At 47.4% G+C, this 19,180-nt stretch carries 16 protein-coding genes and 1 riboswitch; of the genes, 3 read left to right on the top strand and 13 right to left on the bottom strand.

The window, feature by feature from the left end:
- Positions 1-17: 17 nt before the first annotated feature.
- The 9 genes from GJB61_RS04375 to GJB61_RS04335 all read right to left on the bottom strand — a co-directional run bounded on the left by GJB61_RS04375 (position 18) and on the right by GJB61_RS04335 (position 10,441).
- Positions 18-332 carry a DMT family transporter gene (locus tag GJB61_RS04375; RefSeq protein ID WP_154117208.1) on the bottom strand — a complete coding sequence of 105 codons (315 nt, stop codon included), beginning with the start codon at positions 330-332 and terminating at the stop codon, positions 18-20.
- Positions 333-683 (bottom strand): DMT family transporter, encoded by a 351-nt coding sequence (locus tag GJB61_RS04370; protein WP_154117207.1) that lies wholly within the window; start codon positions 681-683, stop codon positions 333-335.
- A 50-nt stretch (positions 684-733) separates the two neighbouring features.
- Positions 734-850, bottom strand: a riboswitch (guanidine-I (ykkC/yxkD leader).
- Between the two features lie 43 nt (positions 851-893).
- Positions 894-2,894 (bottom strand): beta-galactosidase, encoded by a 2,001-nt coding sequence (locus GJB61_RS04365; protein ID WP_154117206.1) that lies wholly within the window; start codon positions 2,892-2,894, stop codon positions 894-896.
- 20 nt (positions 2,895-2,914) lie between these two features.
- A complete protein-coding gene (locus GJB61_RS04360; RefSeq protein WP_154117205.1) occupies positions 2,915-3,742 on the bottom strand; it encodes a carbohydrate ABC transporter permease in 828 nt (275 codons plus the stop codon).
- Entirely contained in the window at positions 3,739-4,623 is an 885-nt protein-coding gene (locus tag GJB61_RS04355; RefSeq protein WP_154117204.1) for a carbohydrate ABC transporter permease, read from the bottom strand. The genes GJB61_RS04360 and GJB61_RS04355 overlap by 4 nt, the downstream gene beginning before the upstream one ends.
- A gap of 91 nt (positions 4,624-4,714) precedes the next feature.
- Positions 4,715-6,019 (bottom strand): ABC transporter substrate-binding protein, encoded by a 1,305-nt coding sequence (locus GJB61_RS04350; RefSeq protein WP_154117203.1) that lies wholly within the window; start codon positions 6,017-6,019, stop codon positions 4,715-4,717.
- A 102-nt stretch (positions 6,020-6,121) separates the two neighbouring features.
- Positions 6,122-7,183: a response regulator transcription factor gene (locus GJB61_RS04345; RefSeq protein WP_154117202.1), complete on the bottom strand. Its 1,062-nt coding sequence runs from the start codon at positions 7,181-7,183 to the stop codon at positions 6,122-6,124.
- Positions 7,176-8,954 (bottom strand): sensor histidine kinase, encoded by a 1,779-nt coding sequence (locus tag GJB61_RS04340; protein ID WP_154117201.1) that lies wholly within the window; start codon positions 8,952-8,954, stop codon positions 7,176-7,178. The genes GJB61_RS04345 and GJB61_RS04340 overlap by 8 nt, the downstream gene beginning before the upstream one ends.
- A 128-nt stretch (positions 8,955-9,082) precedes the next feature.
- Positions 9,083-10,441, bottom strand: coding sequence for a glycoside hydrolase family 30 protein (locus GJB61_RS04335; protein WP_154117200.1), 1,359 nt, complete (start codon positions 10,439-10,441; stop codon positions 9,083-9,085).
- 261 nt (positions 10,442-10,702) lie between these two features.
- Between GJB61_RS04335 and GJB61_RS04330 the strand changes: the two genes are divergently transcribed.
- Entirely contained in the window at positions 10,703-11,860 is a 1,158-nt protein-coding gene (locus GJB61_RS04330) for a hypothetical protein (RefSeq protein WP_154117199.1), read from the top strand.
- Positions 11,861-11,930: 70 nt separating this feature from the next.
- Here GJB61_RS04330 and GJB61_RS04325 read toward each other — a convergent pair whose 3' ends face one another.
- Positions 11,931-14,204 (bottom strand): glycoside hydrolase family 3 C-terminal domain-containing protein, encoded by a 2,274-nt coding sequence (locus GJB61_RS04325; RefSeq protein ID WP_154117198.1) that lies wholly within the window; start codon positions 14,202-14,204, stop codon positions 11,931-11,933.
- 114 nt (positions 14,205-14,318) lie between these two features.
- On the opposite strand from GJB61_RS04325, the gene GJB61_RS04320 reads away from it, so the two are divergent.
- Both GJB61_RS04320 and GJB61_RS04315 read left to right on the top strand, forming a co-directional pair.
- Positions 14,319-15,575, top strand: coding sequence for a helix-turn-helix domain-containing protein (locus GJB61_RS04320; RefSeq protein WP_229521478.1), 1,257 nt, complete (start codon positions 14,319-14,321; stop codon positions 15,573-15,575).
- A 50-nt stretch (positions 15,576-15,625) separates the two neighbouring features.
- On the top strand, positions 15,626-15,952 hold the full coding sequence (locus GJB61_RS04315) for a hypothetical protein (RefSeq protein ID WP_229521439.1): 327 nt from the start codon (positions 15,626-15,628) through the stop codon (positions 15,950-15,952).
- 88 nt (positions 15,953-16,040) lie between these two features.
- On the opposite strand, the gene GJB61_RS04310 is transcribed toward GJB61_RS04315, so the two are convergent.
- The 3 genes from GJB61_RS04310 to GJB61_RS04300 form a co-directional block, all read right to left on the bottom strand.
- Complete coding sequence (locus GJB61_RS04310; RefSeq protein WP_154117195.1) at positions 16,041-16,838, bottom strand: beta-keto acid cleavage family enzyme; 798 nt, start codon at positions 16,836-16,838, stop codon at positions 16,041-16,043.
- Positions 16,835-18,265: a four-carbon acid sugar kinase family protein gene (locus GJB61_RS04305; RefSeq protein WP_154117194.1), complete on the bottom strand. Its 1,431-nt coding sequence runs from the start codon at positions 18,263-18,265 to the stop codon at positions 16,835-16,837. The genes GJB61_RS04310 and GJB61_RS04305 overlap by 4 nt, the downstream gene beginning before the upstream one ends.
- 149 nt (positions 18,266-18,414) lie before the next feature.
- A complete protein-coding gene (locus tag GJB61_RS04300) occupies positions 18,415-19,074 on the bottom strand; it encodes an aspartate/glutamate racemase family protein (RefSeq protein WP_154117193.1) in 660 nt (219 codons plus the stop codon).
- Between the last annotated feature and the right edge of the window lie 106 nt (positions 19,075-19,180).

Raw genomic sequence — 19,180 nt, 5'->3', positions numbered from 1 at the left:
CAAATATTTAAATTATCTTAGGCGATTACCTTAAGACCTACTGCCGCACCCAGAATCAAGATGATACAAGCTATCCGCCGCAGGTCTCGTGCTTCTCCATGCAGCAGCATGCCCAAGAATGCTCCGCCGGAGGCGCCGATTCCCGTCCACACCGCATAGGCTGTCCCCATTGGCAGGTTCTTCATGGCTAGTGACAGTAGAAAGAAGCTCCCTCCAAAACCAAGAAAAAGTTTAACAACACCCTGCCAGCTGCGATTCTTATGCAGTTGGCTAATCATCGACACCCCATACATTTCGAAGAGTCCGGCTATGACAAGAAATAACCAAGCCATTTAAGACACCTCCTTAACTGTGTTGTCATGGGTTACCATTTTTAAGCCTATCACGCCGGTCAGCAGCAGAAGCACCAACATCAGCTTCATAAGCTTGAACGGTTCACCAAAGAACAGGATATCTGCCAGTACCGTTCCGGCAGATCCCAGTCCTGCAAATACAGAATATACCGTGCCAACTGGCAGTGTCTTGCTTGCGGAGATCATCACACTGAAGCTGGCCGCAATCGCTATTACTGTAATAAACCACTCCCACGGTGTGTCTGCATGCTTCAGCCCTATAACCCAAAGCACCTCCAGCACCGCAGCGCCAACGACCTTTGCCCAACCCGAATTCCTCTTCACTTCCATCTCCCCCTAAATACAAATAAGCCCGGAAGGTGATCGTCATGTATGACGATTCCTCCCGGGCTTTTATCCCTCCGTGTAGACACGAGCCTGCACATTCACAGATTCATGCGTTTTCCCTCGGACCAGCCAGCCTATTTAGCAGCTGCGGAACCCTAGAAAACAAAACAACTATTAAGTTACATCACATGTTAGCAAATTCGGGTCAACAAATCAACCCTCCAGCACAATCAATACTCCCCAAGGATCAAGGTCAAGAGGATCAGCCTGCTTCACTGCACAATCCGATAAGAGCTCCATACCTTCGCCATGTGTATACACCACGGAAGCAGGCGTATCCGAGTAATTGAAATAATAATGCACTGCCTTATTATCACTGTTGTAACCAGATTTTACGATTATCGGATAAGCAAGCTCCTGATTGCTGCCCCATAATCCAGCCTCTTGCACAGCTTCTTTCAGTACACTTCCGGCTACAGCCGGGCTTGTCATACATCCCATATAAGTTGCTGTACCCTGACCATAACGGTTGCGAGTCACAGCGGCGTATTCGCCCCAATGCGGATGATCATAACTGATCAGTACCTCAGCCGTGGTAGGAGTAAGCAACTCCATCCAAATTTCTATTTTTTCACCCTCTGTCCCCAGATCCATACTCCCGCTCTTCAAGTGCACCTCATGAGGGGTAACGAACAGGCTGTAGCCTATCCCGCAGGCTTCGCTAATGATCCCCGGCTGCTGAGTGCTCCGAACCTTGACGTTCTCGTCGGTAAAACCGCTTTTGAAGGAATATACAACATGCCCGCCTAGGCGAACATATTCATTCAGGTGCTCCAAATGTACATCCTCCACGGCATAAAGCGCCGGAACTACGATCAAGCTGTATTGATTGAGCTCTTTAAATGAGGGCTGAATAAAATCACATTCGACATTCATCCGGTACAATTCATCATACAGCCAGCGCACTACATCGTTATACGTCTTGCCGTCAGGCAGCTTGAACCATTCCATCGCCGTCAATGCTTCGTTGCTGACCATCACTGCAACCCTGTTATCCTTGCGCAAATCGACTAGCTGCTGACTTAAAGCTTGGAAATCCCTGCCAATCGTCATGGCCTCGTTGTATACCGGATTAGGCTTGAAGTCATGACTCAGCAGACCTTTCCAATAGGTTTCGAACGAATTGTGGATAGAGTGCCAATGCCAATAAGCTACCATATTCGCACCTGAGGCGAGATGGCTGAAGGCTTGTTGCCTTAATTGTCCCGGGAAAGGTGTCCATTGGGGAAAGGCTTGCGCCTGTGTCTCCAGAACAAGATAATTGCCGCGTTTCAGTGACCGTGCCATATCGCCACCAAATGAAATCTCCGTTCCAGTCAGTTCATGCTGCGACGGGTGATAAATATCCACACCGACAATATCGAAAGGCTCCGCAGCAGCAAAATGATCCACAGCGGGCTGCACACCATACGAATATCCCCGCCACTCAAAGTCGAAATTCTGCGTAACAAATTGTCCTGGCTGCTTATACTCATTCACCAGTGCCACTTGCCAAGCCAGAAAATGATTAACTAACCCTCGCTGAAACTTGGCGAACTCCGCCCCAAGACTACCATTAATGGTGCCTACCACCGAAGGGAAGTCTTCCCAGCTGTTGATCCGGTTGCTCCAATAATCAAGCCCGAAACGCTCATTGATATTCCCCAGCGTGCCGAATTTCTCACGCATATATTTGACGAACTGCAGCTGTACATTATCACCTGCAGTATCGTAATGCTTGGTCTCGTTATCTGTCTGATAGCCGATGACCGCAGGATGCTTGCTTACCCGGCCAATCAGCTTACGGATAATCCGCTCCGCATGAAACAGATAGACCGGATTCGTGATGTCCATAATCTGGCGGGCACCATAACGTCCAAGACCCTTGGCCGTAACTGCAAGCACATCCGGATGCTCCTTCACCAGCCAAGTCGGAACGGCGTAAGTAGGTGTCCCGACAATAACTGCAATTCCGGCTGCGTGCATAGCATCCAGTACTCGATCTACCGATGTAAAGTCGAATACGCCATTTTGCGGCTCATAGGTACTCCAGGTGGACTCCGCAATACGGACTACGTTAATGCCCGCATCCTTCATCATGGCGATATCTTCAGCGAGCCGCTCATAAGGCATATATTCATCGTAATAGGCAACACCATATCGTAGTTTACTCATCCTTTTAGACTCCTCTCTGATTAGCCTTTAATTGCACCTTCCGCGATCCCCTGCATAATGAATTTTTGAAAGAACGCATAGATGACGATAACCGGAAGTGCAGTCAAGACAAGCGCCGCCAGTATCAACGACCATTCCTTGTTGTATTCGCCAAACAATGTGTTTGTGGACAGAATCAGCGTATATTTTGTTGAATCGGTTAGCATAAGTAAAGGCAGTAGAAAGTCATTCCAAATCCACAAAAAATCGAGAATCGCAATCGTTACTGTGATTGGCAGCAAGAGCGGAAAGATAATACGAAAAAAAGTCTGAAATTCACCGCAGCCATCGATCCGGGCGGCTTCTTCCAGCTCCCGGGGAATGGACTTCACAAATCCATGGTAAAGAAAGATTGCCATATTTACGCCAAGGCCGACATAGATAATGGCCAGACCATAGGTGCTGCCGCTGACATGCAGGTTTTTGGCCATCCGGGTCAGCGGAATCATAATGGAATGAAAAGGGACCAGCATCGAAGCGATAAACAGGAAGAAGATCATGTTGCTCAGCCTGCCGCTAGTTCGTGACAGCTTGTAGCCAGCCAAAGCCGCACAAAATACGATTCCACCTATACCGATCACAGAAACAATAGCAGAATTGAGTGTGCTATTCAAAAGATTGATTTTATCAAAAGCCTGGCTGTAGTTCTCAAAATGCAGCTTGGTGGGCAAAGCTACAAAAGAAGAGAACATCTCTCCCTGCGTCTTCACCGAATTAATAATGGCCAGATAGATTGGAAAAAATGAAATGATAGCGCCTATACAGAGGAACAGCGTAATGAATACATCCGTTGCTTTTTTCTGTCTCATGCTTCCACCTCTTTTTTCTTCATGACTCTGATCTGAATGAAGGTAAAGATTAAGATAATGACGAACAGAATGACGGATTTAGCACTTGCATAACCGTAGCGAAAGTTGTTGGAGAACGCTTCTTCATAAATGTTCATCGTTATCACCTGTGTACTGCGTCCGGGACCACCGCCAGTGAGACCGTAGACAACCTCGTACACTTTAAAGGCACCATTGAGGGTAAGAAAGAAACAAATCGTAATCGCATGCGTAATCATCGGCATCGTTACATTACGGAACGCCTGAAATGGGGTTGCACCATCAATATGCGCCGCTTCCTTCAAACTTTGCGGTACGCCCTGCAGGGCTGCCAAATATATAATCATCATATAGCCGACACCATTCCACAGCGATACGATAATAATCGAATAGAAGGAATATTTCGGATCTCCAATCCATAATTGATCGAGGAATTTCATAACGGTCTTCTCAGCGATTTGCGGCAATACCTGAGAGAATACGAAGGTCCACATAAAGGCACTTATAATAGTACTGATCATATTAGGCATAAAGAAGATCGTGCGAAAGAAGCCCTTGGTTCTTGTTTTAGATTCAATAAATACTGCTAACATTAGGGCGAGTACATTTTGCAGCACAACCATAAATAGGACATATTTAAGTGTAAACAACAATGAATTCACAAAGTCCGGGTCTTCACGCAGTGCTTCGATAAAATTGGCGAGACCATTAAAAGAATAGTTCGGGTTCAGTCCGTTCCAGTCTGTAAAGCTGTAATACATACCCGCAACTGTTGGAATTAATAGAAATATTGCATAAAATATAAATGCAGGCCCTACGAAAGCAAGCAATGAAATATACTTCTTGTAGCTCTTAACCGGCATGGTATTCTCCCCTTATCCGTATGTCTATAAAGCAATCGGGATGGAGGAAGAAGGATTTAACCCTCACCTTCCATCCCGAATAGTACATTTCTTATTTATTTACTTTGTTAAAAGATTTCCAAGCCTTATCAAGCGCCTTCAATACCTCATCCTGAGACAATTGCCCCGCATAATAAGCCTGCAGACCTTTGCCCACCTCATCTTTAACCGCTTGCGGCATGGCCGGATCTTGAACAGACTTGCCAGCTTTCACATAAGTCATAGCATCATTAATCCAAGGGTAACTTTCATACGTGTGAATGGTTGCTACCGGATTAAACTTCAAGGATTGGAAGAAGGCGTTAGATGCTTCGTCATCCAGCACATAATTCAGGAAATCTAGCGCTACATCCTTGTTCTTACTTGTAGGCGATACAGCTAAAGAAGTAGAAGCACTGAGATTGATCAAGGTAGCGTTCGGATCATCATTAATCGGCAGAGGTGCTACACCAAAATCGAGATCCGGATTTGATTTCAGAATCGTCTCTGCGTACCATGGTCCCATCAGCCACATCGCCCCCTTACCTGCGGCAAAAACTGCTGCGCCATCATCGCCGCCCACCTCGGTTGCTTTTTCGGTACCGTTGCTGTTGATCAGATCAAACACATCGAAGATGGCCGATTTCATTTCCGTAAAGGAGGCTGCATCCTTGTTCATTTTATTAACAAATTCAGGATCCTTCGTGTTCATCATTCCACCCACTGCCAGCGGCAGAACAAGCTGAGGAATCCAAGATTCTTTATACGAAAGTACAAAAGGGGTAATCTTATTTGCTTTAAGTTTCTCTACAACAGCTTTCATTTCCGTCAAGGTTGTTGGAGGTGTCAAGCCATTCTCCGAAAATATAGTTTTATTGTACAGATAACCCCATGTTAAGGTTTCCAGCGGGAGAGCTACGACTTTGCCATCGGTTGTAGTCACGGATGGTTTCACACTATCCAGCAGCTTAGCGGCAAAAGGCTGGCTGGTCAGATCTTCTAGATATCCGGCTTTATAATATGAAGGAATCTCGTTGACCGCGTGAATGGCGAATATATCAGGTGCATCATTGGAAGCCAGCCGTGTCTTCAGAATTTGCGAAGCGTTGTCGGCTGTCGGCATTTCCAGTTGAACAGTTACATCAATATTTTTATCAGCTTTTTCCTTGGCTACGAAATCAGCGATATATTTGTCATAATGTTCCTTGAAGCGCGGCTGTGCAATGAACATCTTGAGGGTAACGCTTTTGGCCTTTTCTGTAACTGCTTTGTCACCCTCTCCAGAACCTGCGTTGCCTGTATTGTTGTTGCTGCCACAGCCTGCCAGAAGTGTTGCTGCTAGAAATGTGCAAAGTATACTTGTTGTCATTCTTTTCATCTAGTAAGACCTCCCAATGCCTCTATTTTGTTTACGCTTTCATTGTATCTTTATTATGAAAGCGTTTAATTGGACGGAATTACCCTCCTGGATTGGACATTTTTAAACCTGCCCATTCTTTCTCATTTCGCCAGGTGCAATACCATAATGCTTCTTAAATACTCTATAGAAATAGGCCACATCCTCGTACCCGCTCATTTCGGCCACAGACTTGATGGGTATGCTATCCTCGGCTAGCCACTGCTTCGCTCTCTCCATCCGCAGGTGCAGTATATAGTCCGTCACGTTGCGGCCATATTCCAGCTTGAAGATCTTGCTCAAATATTCTTTGCTGACAAAAAAAACTCTGGCTAAGGCCTCCAAAGTAACGGCCTCTGCAAAATGGTTGTCAATATATTGCCTGACCTCTTCGAGATTCAGTCTATTCTTGAACTTGCGCTGGCGGATCAGCTGCTCCAGGCTTTCACTATATTGCTTCATGAGGAAAGCTATAGTATTCTCGCAGGACGATAAGACTTCGCGATTCACTTCGAAGGTCATGGATTCATCCTCAAGGGCATTACACTTCATAAGTTCCATTAGGAGCAGCAGCATTTCTCGAGTGATCTGCTGAAGGACCTCGAACTTCGTAATTCCACTCTGTTGCAGCTCCCTGCCCATCCCCTGCAGCACGCTGATCATACCCTCCGAATTCAATTCATTGAAATGAACCCGCAGCAGCTGTTTATATGAAGATAAGGAAAACGAAACATCCATATCAAGGGCTAGCGTTCCTGACTCCCGGGAGACAGACTCCAGCTCCTTCCTGCACTTTTGCAGAACCGCATTCAGCTCCTTGGGATCTATCGGCTTCAGTAAATAATCTACAGCTCCATAGCGCAAGGCGTTCTGCGCATATTTGAAATCATCGTATCCACTCACTACCACTACCTTCACCTCAGGATAGAGGTCATGGAGATTATTCATCAGTTGGACGCCATCCGCACCGGGCATCCGCATATCCGTAATGACAATCTGTGGCGACAACAGCTGGGTAAGCTTCAATGCTTCTATTCCATCTTCTGCTTCGCCAGCAATCTCCATACCAAGATTCTCCCAAGCCCCAAACGTCCTTACGATATCACGATTCCAGCTTTCATCGTCTACTAGGAGCACTTTAATCATTGATATCACTGTTCCTCTCAAGCGGAATGGTCATTACTACTATAGTTCCCTGCCTACGCTGGCTGTCTACGCTGATTCCATAGCGACCGCCAAAGTGCATATGCAGCCGGGAAGCAACATTCTGCAGCCCGATCCGGTCTCCGTGTGTCCATAAGCCTTCCGTCAGGTTCAGCCGTCCGCGCAGCTCTGCAAGCTTGCTGTTCTCCAGCCCGATTCCATTATCACGAATGCTGATGATTACCTCATTAGCATCTGTGATAACATTGACCTCCAGCTCCCATGGCCCTGCCTGCAGCTCCAGACCGTGAACAAATGCATTCTCGACGACAGGCTGCAGCGTCAGCTTCGGGATAACGCTCTTTAGCGCCTTCTCATCGACTTGAATGGTATAGGTTAGCCGGGACGAGAAGCGCTGCTTCTGGATCTGCATGTAATTGTTCAGATGATTCAGCTCAGCATGCAGCGGAGCCAACGCGTCTGGCTCTCGTATAATGTAGCGGAACATATCGCTAAGTGATCTGATCACCTCGTAGCTTTCCGCCGGATTGCTCTTGAAGAGCATGCTGCCTATCATTTGCAGCGTGTTTTGCAGAAAATGCGGGTTAATCTGCGCTTGCAGCGCTTTGAGCTCCGCACTCTTTTTCTCCAGACTAATCATATATTCTGTCTTAATATGCTCTCTGATCCTATGAGACATCTGATACAGCTTCGTCTCCAGAAAGCCAATTTCATCAACGCGGTTGCTAATCTGGACCTCACGCTCTTTCATGAGCCCAAAGCCTTGAATGGAACGGGCCAGACTAACGATAGGGGTCGCTAGCCGCCACGCCAGAATAATAGCTACTAATGTAGCTACAATCACCGTAAACATGCCGACGATGAGACCAAATTTCATGGTGGCGAGTGAACTCTGATTAATAAAGCTGTTCGGTATAATCGTGATCAGCTTGAGGCCCACCGGATCAATGGTGTTATAGAACACATATTCACTGTCACTTCGGAAATAACCCTCTCCGGTGTCGGTATCAGCTACCTGCTGCAGTATTTCCAGCGTTGGAGCTTGGCCCCAGGGCTGGTACAGAATCTCTCCAGTAGGTCCAACTATAAGCACCGTGTGCTCGTCACCGCGTCCCAACAGATCTAAAGTCTGGTCCAGCACTCCCCAGCGGATCTCCAGAGAAATCCCCCCCAGCTTCTCCTGATTCTCAAACCGATTGATGCTGCGGATCAGTTGGAACTTGCTGTTATCACTGCTGTCCACTTGGATCATGAAATCCTTATCTTGCTCGAACAGCATTTTGTAGGGTGTCGGAATACTGACAGGTGATTCAATATCGCTTTGGGAAGCATTGATAGTGAATAGCTTATTGTACTCCTTCAAATACAGCTCCACCCCGATCACATGATTGCCCGCCGAGTAGAACAGATTCATCAAGGTATCAATAATATTTTTCTGGGCGGCGAACTGACTGGACAAGCTAGCTTCCTCGGCATTAGCCAGGTAATCACTTAGATGGGGACTGATCAGAACGGTATAAATCAGATTGTTCAGCTGGGCGAATTGATCGCCAAGATAAACCCCTGTCCATTTCATGTTGGATAGATTCGTACTAATAACTTCAGCCTCCATCGATCTGCGATTATTCTCGGCGGCTAATGCCGTAATGGTTACAATCGGCACTGCAGCCAGAATTACCATTGTAAGAATAAGTTTATTGCGGATGCTGCGCCGGAAAGGCTCCGTTAGCTTTACAACCCATTTAGCAAACATTGTGGCTTCCACCTTTCCGTAAACGTTTAGCTTCTCTAATATTTCAAAAAGCTAACACCCTGCGAAACAGGACGTTAGCCTTTGGATTATGCCATAGAATTGCAGTGAACCTTAAGCTCCTAATTCCTTTAGTTCAGGACAATCGTGTGAAAGGATTGTGGTGCAAGTACAAAGGAGTGCAAGGAAGAATTACTATTCAAGTTCAGCGTCCGCTGCTCGTCAAACGGATTGGAGATCACTAGAGTTATACGACCATCCGTTCCTTTAAAGGCTACTGCATTGCCGCTCCATGGTCCCTTGAGTCCAACTCTTACTGCACCCGGACTCGTGAATCGTGAGAAATGCTTCATCACATAATACTCTGGATTCCTTACGGCTTGTCCCACTGCAGGATCTATAGTCAGCATCGAGTTTTGCTCCCAGCCCCAAGTGCTCCGTCCTCGGGGCTCCAACAGCATATTCCAATAAATATAAGCATTCACACCATTCATGAAATAATGCTGATATAAGTTAAAGATATATTTGGCATAGAACCAGGTATTTTCCCCGTCGCCGCATTCATTTTCAGTCTGCATATATCGCAGCTCTGGATAACTCTGCACAGTGCGCTGGATCGCATGTTTGCCAGCCCATTGGTAACCGACGCCTTTTACGTACTTGTACGCCTCGGGATCACTAAGTACTACGCTGGCGAAGGCATCATAATCCGTGGATTTTTTCTTCAGCCATTCATCCCATGGCTCCGGAGCATTGATGGTACCAAGCCAAATCTCCGTATCCAGATTATGCTGCACAAACGCCGGTCCTAAGTAATCGCGGATAAATACACGCAGTTGCTCTCCAGTCCATACGCAGGAAGGGAACTTCTGATCTGCGACTACCTCATTCTGTACATGCACCTGATGAATCGTAATCCCCTCTGCGCGGTAAGCCTCAACGAATTTGACGAAATATAAAGCGTAAGCTTCCAGAATTTCCGGTTCCCAGCGCAGCGTACCGTAGTTATAAGACTTTGGAAATTTCATCCATGTTGGCGGACTCCAAGGAGATGCGAATAACTTCAAGTCTGGATTTAGCGCCAGAGCCTCTTTTATATAGGGAATCAGCATTAGCTGGTCACGTTCAATTGAGAAATGCTCCATCGCATAGTCCCCATCCTGCTCATTCAGACTGTACCAATCCAGTGCATAATCACTAGCACCGATCGGAAGTCTACAAATGCTGAACCGCTGCTCGCCCTCTGGATGGAACAAAGCATGCATTACCGTTTCTCTATCCTGATCCGACAAATGGGCAAGTGCTGTGAAACCCAACTCGTTAAAGCAGCCCCCGAAGCCTTCCAAAATCTGAAATGTTTCCGAGGTGACGGTTAGATTGACTCTTGCTCCGTCGGCTGTGTGTGGTAATAGCGATATCTGATCTATTAGTTCCTCCACCCAAGGTAAATCTTCTGTGCTGGAAAACCATTGTAACTCATGCTTATGCATATCCCGCAACCTCCTATATCGTCAGTAGTGTGTCCATTAATCTGGTAAGATAAGAATAATTTTGCTTAAATAGTGGGAATTCTCAAGAGAAAACAGATATAATCATATTTGATTGCGCTTTCATTATATCTTATAGGATAGCCTATTAAATTGGACAAAACTGCCGTGTTGACTTGCACTTTTTTAACCTGGACATTTAATGAAAGGCTATAAGGTATAATAGAAGAAGTCTAATACAAGATCTCCAGAAAGGTGTTCAGCATGCATAACATCAAATATATTACCGGATACGAAAATCAATATGTTCTATATTCAGGAATCACTTTGGATAATCAATATGCTGTGTTTACGGTAAGTCGGAATTATGATGAAGATTTTAGCTTTGAGTCGGGATTTCAGGCGGGTATTCTCAAGTATGATTACCTGAACGAAACGACTGAATATTTTGCTTATGAACCACAGGTATATTTGGAGAGTAAAACATCAGCGCAGAACAGTATTTATTTTGCCTACATCACCTGGGTTAATCAGTTAGCCGAGGTTAGCATTCATCAGTTGGATTGCCGTGACATGAGCGAGCGAAAAGTATATAACCTGCAGTTGGAGGATATTCTTGCTGGTGATGTGAAATCAGGACTCTGGGCCATCCAAATGTTCGGAATCAGCGACCGTTATCTAGTTGTGGGAATTCCGCAACTGCCTTACCCGGCCAGAGGAGCAGGGTCACGCTACGCTCACCATCTGCTCATTGATATTGAACAACAGACCCAAACTATCATTCCAGACCGATTAGGCGACAATGATTCTCTGATATATATGGATTCAATCGAAGTTGTAAGCCCTAATCGCGGCCCTCACCTTGCTATCAGAACATCCAACACTAGCAGTGACATAGCTTATCAGAGCTTAGCCGTTATAGAGTTCAACACTTTTATTGACTTGGTACATACCCAACAGCCTATCGACGAATCCTACATTATTACGCACACTGATCCGCTGAACGGTTTTATCGGGTTAAGCCTTTCGGATCCTGGGATTGTCGGTGCCTATAAACATTGTTTCCCTGATCACTGCTCTGAGGTTGTATTATACGATGTGGATACTAAACAGCGCACAGAAATCAATCTTAGGAACAGATTCGAGAAGGTGTTTATTGAATACCCCGAAGTACTCGGGTTAAAGAAAACGGATTCCACCCATGATCTGTATGATACCAGCAACGGACAACGACTGTTTACAACCTATATGGAGCGAACCCTACGCTTCGCAAACAGCAGCTATGCGCTTACCCAGAAATTCTCCACAGGTCATGTACTGCTTCACGATATCCGTACCAAAGCTATTCTTGCAGAATACATAGGGAATTGTACTAGCTTCCACTACATACCTGAGCAGAAGCTACTCATCTTAGTTCCTTAATGCAGGATAAATATAGGCAGCAGCCCATCATTTGGGCTGCTGCCTTTTGTGTAAATGCGCTGGTTATGGATTACTGCTCAGCCACCAGTGCGTTTAATTCCCGAAGATCCTCTGCCAAATTCTCTTCGGTATATTTGCCCAGACCGAACCCGATCATCGCTCGGAGTGGCATATACTTCATCATCGCCTCGAACATATCCGGGTTATCGTCCATGGCGTCCTCCAAGCCAAAGATACCGCTGTACTTCTTCGCTCTGTCTGCAGTAAGTGGGTTCACCAGCAGATCGCCGACGGTCGTATTGCGATGGAAACTAACCGGTGCAATGCGCGTAGTTGATTCTACTTCAATAGAAGTATACAGGCGAATATCCCGTGAAGAGGAGCCGATGCTTATCGTAAAGGCTCCGCTCTCCACATGCCAATCACTGAGATGGACATTGTAATACGCGAAGGAGCGTTTGTTCAGCTCAAAAGTTACTGTTTGCTCTTCCCCTGGCTGAAGCTCCAGCTTCTGGAAGCCCTTCAGCTCCTGCAGCGGGCGAATCGCACTGCTCTCGACATCGTTTACGTACAGCTGAACAATTTCTTTGCCCGGACGGCTGCCAGTATTCTTGACAGTAACAGTGACCTGTACGGTCTCGGCATCATTCATTTGGCTTGCGGAAAGCAACAAATCGCTATATTGAAACTCCGTGTAGCTAAGTCCGAAGCCGAATGGGTATAGCGGTGTGATTTCTTTTTTATCATAATAACGGTAGCCGACAAACAGACCTTCTTTATACTCCACCTTGTCGCCTTCGCCAGGGAAATTCAGAAAAGACGGATTGTCGCTCAGCTTCTGCGGAAAGGTCTCCGCCAGTTTGCCGCTGGGGCTAACTTCTCCAAAGAGCAAGTCGGCAATCGCACCACCAAAGGCCTGACCGCCGAGGTATCCTTCAAGAATTCCCTTGGTATGGGTGATCCACGGCATCTCCACCGGCGACCCGTTACTGAGTACGACTACGATATTACGCTGGACTTCGGCTACCGCTGCAATTAGCGCCTGATGACTCTCTGGAAGCGATAGATGACTACGGTCATAACCCTCTGATTCATAGCTATCTGGAAGTCCGAGGAACAACACCGCTACTTTCCCTTGGGCCGCGGTTTCGCGCGCCTCTTGCAGCAACACCTCGTTAATCTCCTTAGAATCCAGCTCATAGCCTTGAGCATAGAGCAGTTCTACAGCATCTCCGGTAATGGCCTGTATTTCGGCAAAAGCTTCATCCAGGCGGGTCGGATTCACATGCGAGCTGCCTCCGCCCTGATAACGCGGCTTCTTGGCGAACTCGCCGATAATGGCAACAGTGCCCTGCTTGGAGAGCGGCAGAATCCCGTCCTCATTACGCAGCAGTACCATGCTCTCCCGCGCCACTTCCCGCGCCAGCTGATGGTGATCGTCTATATTAAACGTAGCGTTCTCCTGTTGATTATCCACCGCCTTATAAATAAATGTCAGCAGCCGCTCTACCGCCAAATTCAACGTTTCTACTGACAGCTCACCACTATTCACGGCGGCTACAATTTTGGCATCACCGATGCCTCCGCTCGATGGCATTTCCAGCTCTAATCCGGCCTGCAATGCCTTAACCCGCTCGTTCACCGCCCCCCAATCGGAGACAACCAAACCCTCAAAGCCCCACTCGTCTCGAAGAATCCGTGTCAGCAAATACTCACTTTCAGAAGCATATTCCCCATTCACCCGATTATAGGAGCACATTACGCTCCAAGGCTGACTTTGCTTAACGGCGCCTTCAAAGCTGGCCAGATAAATCTCGCGCAGGGTGCGCTCATCAATTACAGCATCGATGGACATTCTGCGATGCTCCTGATTATTAGCGGCAAAATGCTTCAAAGATGTGCCAACGCCTTGGCTCTGCACGCCCTTGATATGATTCGCACCCATCTCCGAGGAGAGATAAGGGTCCTCCGAAAAATATTCAAAATTCCGCCCGTTCAGTGGAGAGCGTTTAATATTCGTGCCCGGGCCGAGCAGAACGGCAACATTCTCCGCCTGACATTCCTTGCCTAGCGCTTCCCCAACACGTCCGATTAATTCGCGGTTCCAAGAGGAGGCCAACCCAGCCGCCGAAGGAAAACAAGTCGCTGCCACACTATTGTGGAGGCCAAGGTGGTCGGCGCTTTCTTTTTGCTTACGTAAGCCATGCGGTCCATCCGTCACCATTAAAGCCGGGATTCCCAACCGCTCAATGCCTTTAGTATTCCAGAAGTCCAGTCCTGAGCAGAGCCCAGCTTTCTCTTCGAGTGTCATTTGTGAGATGAGATTCTGTATTTTCGTTGTCATCCTTTGCCTCCTCTGAATACGTTTACTATTTCCATTCTAATAGACTTCATTCGGGATTTATGGCATTATCATTGTATTATTGGTATTTTCATTAGATGGGAGAGATAAATATTGATGACTCTGGAGGATCAAGAAGGAATGCAGTATATTTGCAAATTAATCTTTGAGGCCTACCAGACTCCCGTGTTTGTGCTGGACTCCAGTCGGGGGATTGTGCATCAACTGCCGTTATCGTTAGAAGGTCGCCCTTTGACTCCTGACTTTGGGGAGATGCTTAAGGAGATTACGGACCCTATAGACTCTGCCAGTCCGATTGATCTTGCTGTGGTGGCCACTACACCCATACCTATCATCCGCACCACCCATTCGCTGGAGAATTTCATTATTCTCCCTTTGACGTCTGGGCACCAAACCGCTGGAACAATCGTGGTCGGGCCCTCTCTTTACGAACCCCTTACCGAGAGCAAAGCAGCGAATCTACTGCGCGATAATAATATTCCGTTGGGGCTACAGGAGCAGTGGCAGCACTATTACCGCAACCTAACCGTACTAACCCGGACGAGATTGTACCATGCTGCTATGCTGCTATACACACTGGTCACTGGCCAAACCTTATCTATTACCGAGTTACTGCTGGACGCCCGCACCTCAAAGCCGAAGCAGCAACCAGTCGGGAGCCCCGATCTGAATGTTTCCTTCCGGCGCGAGAATATATGGCTGCACCACGAACCTATGCAGGAACAGGATTTGTTCCGCCATATCCAAAACGGAAATAAAGCGGAGCTGCTGCGCACGCACGCCACCTTTTCCGAGGAGAAATACGGACTGCTCTCCAAAAAAAGCCATCTGCGCAGCAAAAAAAATCTGGCAGTTGCTTCTATTACGCTGGCAACACGCGCAGCTATTGGTGGGGGGCTGTTCTGGGAGATCGCCTATACTTTAAGTGACTTCCATATTCAGCACATCGAAGAATTGAGGGATGTTCCTGCCGTAGAGAACGCCGTCCTCGACGCCCTATGCGACTTTGCCGATCAGGTCAAGGACACTCGAACCACGATGCTGTCACGCACCGCGGCGGTCTGCCAGAACTATATTTTCAACCATTTGTATGAGGAGCTTTCTTTGGACAAGCTGGCGGAGGTGGCGGGCTTGAATGGGAGCTATCTCTCCCAGCTGTTCAAGAAGGAGACCGGAATCGCGGTCAGTGATTATATTCAACGGGAACGAATTGAAGAAGCCAAACGCCTAATGGAGTATTCCGGCGTTACCTTGTCAGATATCGCAACCCGGCTCCATTTTAACGACCAGAGCTATTTTACCAAGGTATTCAAGAAATATACCGGGACTACGCCAAGACAATTCAGAAATTAGTATGGTACAATTTAGGGAATATAACTTTTGGAACGACTTCTAAAGGGAGCGTGACTATGGGCATTGGCGTTATAGTAATAGTGGTGTTTGTATTTATTGTGATACGGGCTCTCCTGCGCGATAACAACAACCATGAAAGACGGAGCAGGAGTAGCAGACGTGGACGCAATCTCAATGATGATGCAACAAGCCTTTCCTTCTTGGTCGCCTCTACTCCAGATTTACTGAATGGACAGAGCTCTAATGATTCTTCTCCCAGCAATCCTCATGACTCCGGTGGGTGGGGCCATAGTGGTCATAGCGACTTTGGTGGCGGTGGTCATAGCGGCCATAGCGACTCTGGTGGTGGTGACGCTGGCGGCGGTGGTGGAGATTGAAATTAAAAATAACAAAGAACCCGTTGGCACCTGTAAAGTGTCTGCGGGTTCTATTTTACAATCTCACTTTTCCACCTTCATCGAGTCATCATCGAACGTTCAGTATAGTTCGCGCATCCTCCGGGCTGGCAACCTCAAATTCCATAGCTTCAATAATACTCGCTATCTTCGCTACAAGCTGGGCATTACTGCTGGCGCGCTCGTGTTCAGCAAGATAATCACTGTCCTCAAAGCCGATCCGGACAAGGCTCGCTCCCATCGCGATAGCTGCCGTAATAATCGAATAATCACTTCGTCTTGCATGAGTAATTCCCCACAGGGCGTCCCGCGGAACGCAGCTTCGCAAAGCGATCAAGGCTTCAATAGTGGCTGGTGCGCCACCCTGATGGCCCAACACAAGATCAAATAGAATCGGCTTCGGCAGGTTAAACTGCTTATCCAGCTCCAGCATCGTATGAATCATGCCCAGCTCAAAAATTTCGATTTCTGGAACTTTATGATTCTCTAGGATCTGTTCCACGCAATACTTCACCTCGCCAAGCGGGTTCCGATAAATGGCCTCCCCAAGATTCACTGATCCCACATTCAAGGAGACGGTCTCTACCTTGTCATAAGCTAAGGGTGCACAGCGCTGCTCAATAGTCAGCTCAGACAGGCCACCTGTCGAGGCTTGGATTACAATGTCACTCTCACGGATAATCTGCTCCACCGTATCTTTAAACACCTCAATATTCGCAGTAAGCTGTCCTCCACGATCTCTTACATGCATGTGGACCATGGCGGCTCCTGCCTGTCTAGCTTCCAGCACCTCCCGTGCAAGCTCAGTCGGATCAATAGCGGTGACTTGAGCAGAGGTTGGGGCAACAGAGATAATTACCTTTCTCATGAGGTTAGCTCCTCTACAATTTCTTTAAGCGTAGACTCTTCTCCGACATTCCCCGGAAAAATAACGTAGGGCAACTGCGGGAATTTGCTCTCCTCCCCGCATATCCATATCGGAATACCTGGCTTGATCTGCCCGGCAACAATAGCTTGCTGCACCTTCAGGGCCTTGGTTCCGATATCGCTGGAGGTAATGCCTCCTTTGGCAATGATAAAGCGGGGTCTAATCTGCAAACTGGCGACAATGCTGGTTAACGCATCAGAGATTTTGACGGATATTCTCAGCTCATCCTCTTTATTACCGCTGTTCAAATCCAGTCGTTCACGCCGTGTACAGAGGGCAACAGTTCTATTCTGACTCAGTAGAAGTGTGCACTGTTCAATTACCCTAGCGATTTCACGCTGCACGATCTCCTCCGACTCCACCATCAAATGCTGATTAAACTCTAGCGTGACCACATTGCTGCCGTGCTTCAACTGTTCCAGCTGTGCTGTAGTTTTTGCGGTGTGCGACCCTGCAACAATTAGGCCTCCATGGCCGTTCCCCGAACCTATAAGCTTCTCCGCTGTCAGCAGTGGCTGTTCACTGATTCCGCCAATCACCCTTACAAAGCTCGCGGCTGTGCGATAGAGAAACTTCTTCCCTTCAGCCAGCGACTCATATAAAGCGATGCAAAACACCTGCAAGTCGCAATAATCCAGCGCATTAACGATCACTTTATTGAAGCCTGTTACAGCCTTCAGCTTCTTCACAATAGCCGTGATCTCGCAAGCTCTCAGCTCTTCCAGAGAGATCATCGTCACACTGTCACACAGGAAGGCGCCTTCGGTTTTCTCCTCCACCCATTCCCCGAGCTGGGATGAAGTGTAGCCAAAGGTTTTGTCTCTGGCAAACTCCGTGTCGCCACTGGGAGTCAGCAGGCCATGATCCGCAACATAGTGAATGTTATTAACCGTGAACCGACCGCCTTCTTTGAAAAAAGGGCAAAGGATCTCACCGTCAAATTTGTAGCTCACTTTGCTTTCGATGCTGTCTTTTATAACCTCAGTCTCCAGCGGATAATGCCCTCGCATAGTGGAATCCCCACGGCTGATAATCATATAATCTCGATCCAACTGCCGGGAGACGGTCATAATATTCTCGGCAATTTCCTGATGTGCTGCACTCGTTTCCGCTGCGGTAAAGCTTCTTGAATTCGTCAGGATAAAAAACACCTTCTCAGGGGTAAGAAACCCCTTTCGAATGCTCTCTAACTCCCAATCGGTGATTACCGTTACATCATGTACCGTCTGCACACCTGTTGGATCATCATCCAGGACAATAATTTTACTGTGATTACTCTTAAGGGCTACAGATAAAAGCTCTTCCAGACGTTGTGAGTCTGGCTCGGCAAATCTGCTCTGTATCTCATCCAGCTTCAGCTTTTCCATCCGCGTTCACCTTTCTCTTTCATTGCAGAACGTACATTAGAAATGTCCAATTTGGCTAAAAAAAGGATTCTAATGTATTTCGTACAATAGAATCCGATCAAACAAAATACAGTCTATAACTCTCTATGACTGACTTCGAGCAGACTTTCCTATAAACGATTCAGCAATTCTTTCACTTGCTGAACGCCGAGCCGTGGGGAAGAGAGCACAGGGATGCCCGTTGCCGCCTGCAATGCCTGCTCCATTCTGGCCATCGAACCCTGTGCCAGCACAATGACTTCCGCATGTTCCGCAGCTTTAATAGCTGTCCGCAGCAGGATAGCATCATGCTCCTCTGGTTTGCCGGAGACCAGCGCGTCAAAGGCCCCTGCCGCGAGTCCGTCCACCAGAGTAACTTCCTTGCCAGCTTCCTTGGCCTTCTTGCGGATTAACCGCATCGTCGGCGCAAGCGTGGACGGCAGAGTCGCCAGCACAGCAATTCGGCTGTAGCCTTCAACCGCCTTCGCTGCCATCAAGTCATCTATCTTCACAATAGGCACACCGATCAATTTCCGCGCATCATCAGCAACCTCGCCGACAGATGAGCAGGTATTCAGAATCACATCGGCTCCAAGCTCTTCACCGTTATGGAAATATTGCACCAGCCGTCTGGCTACACCGGGTTGAACCTCTCCGGCCTGCACCACATCTCCGATCAGACTATCATCAATAATGTTCACCAATCTGATATCAGGCAGCAACTCCTTGAATATCGCCTTCAGTGGATCAGCCAATCCTTGTCCTGTATACACAGCTACCACAGTCTTCATCTTTACTCACTCCCTAAGTTATTACTTTCGATTCTTATTCTTCTATATAAGCTTATGATTCTCCTAAATCGGCTTTAATCGTAACTGCGGTGAATATTTCAACTTA

Source organism: Paenibacillus monticola, assembly GCF_009664975.1.
In the GTDB taxonomy this organism is placed as follows: Bacteria; Bacillota; Bacilli; order Paenibacillales; family Paenibacillaceae; genus Paenibacillus_AQ; species Paenibacillus_AQ monticola.
Note: the sequence above shows the minus strand (reverse complement) of the source record. Positions and strands in the feature narration are given on the sequence as shown.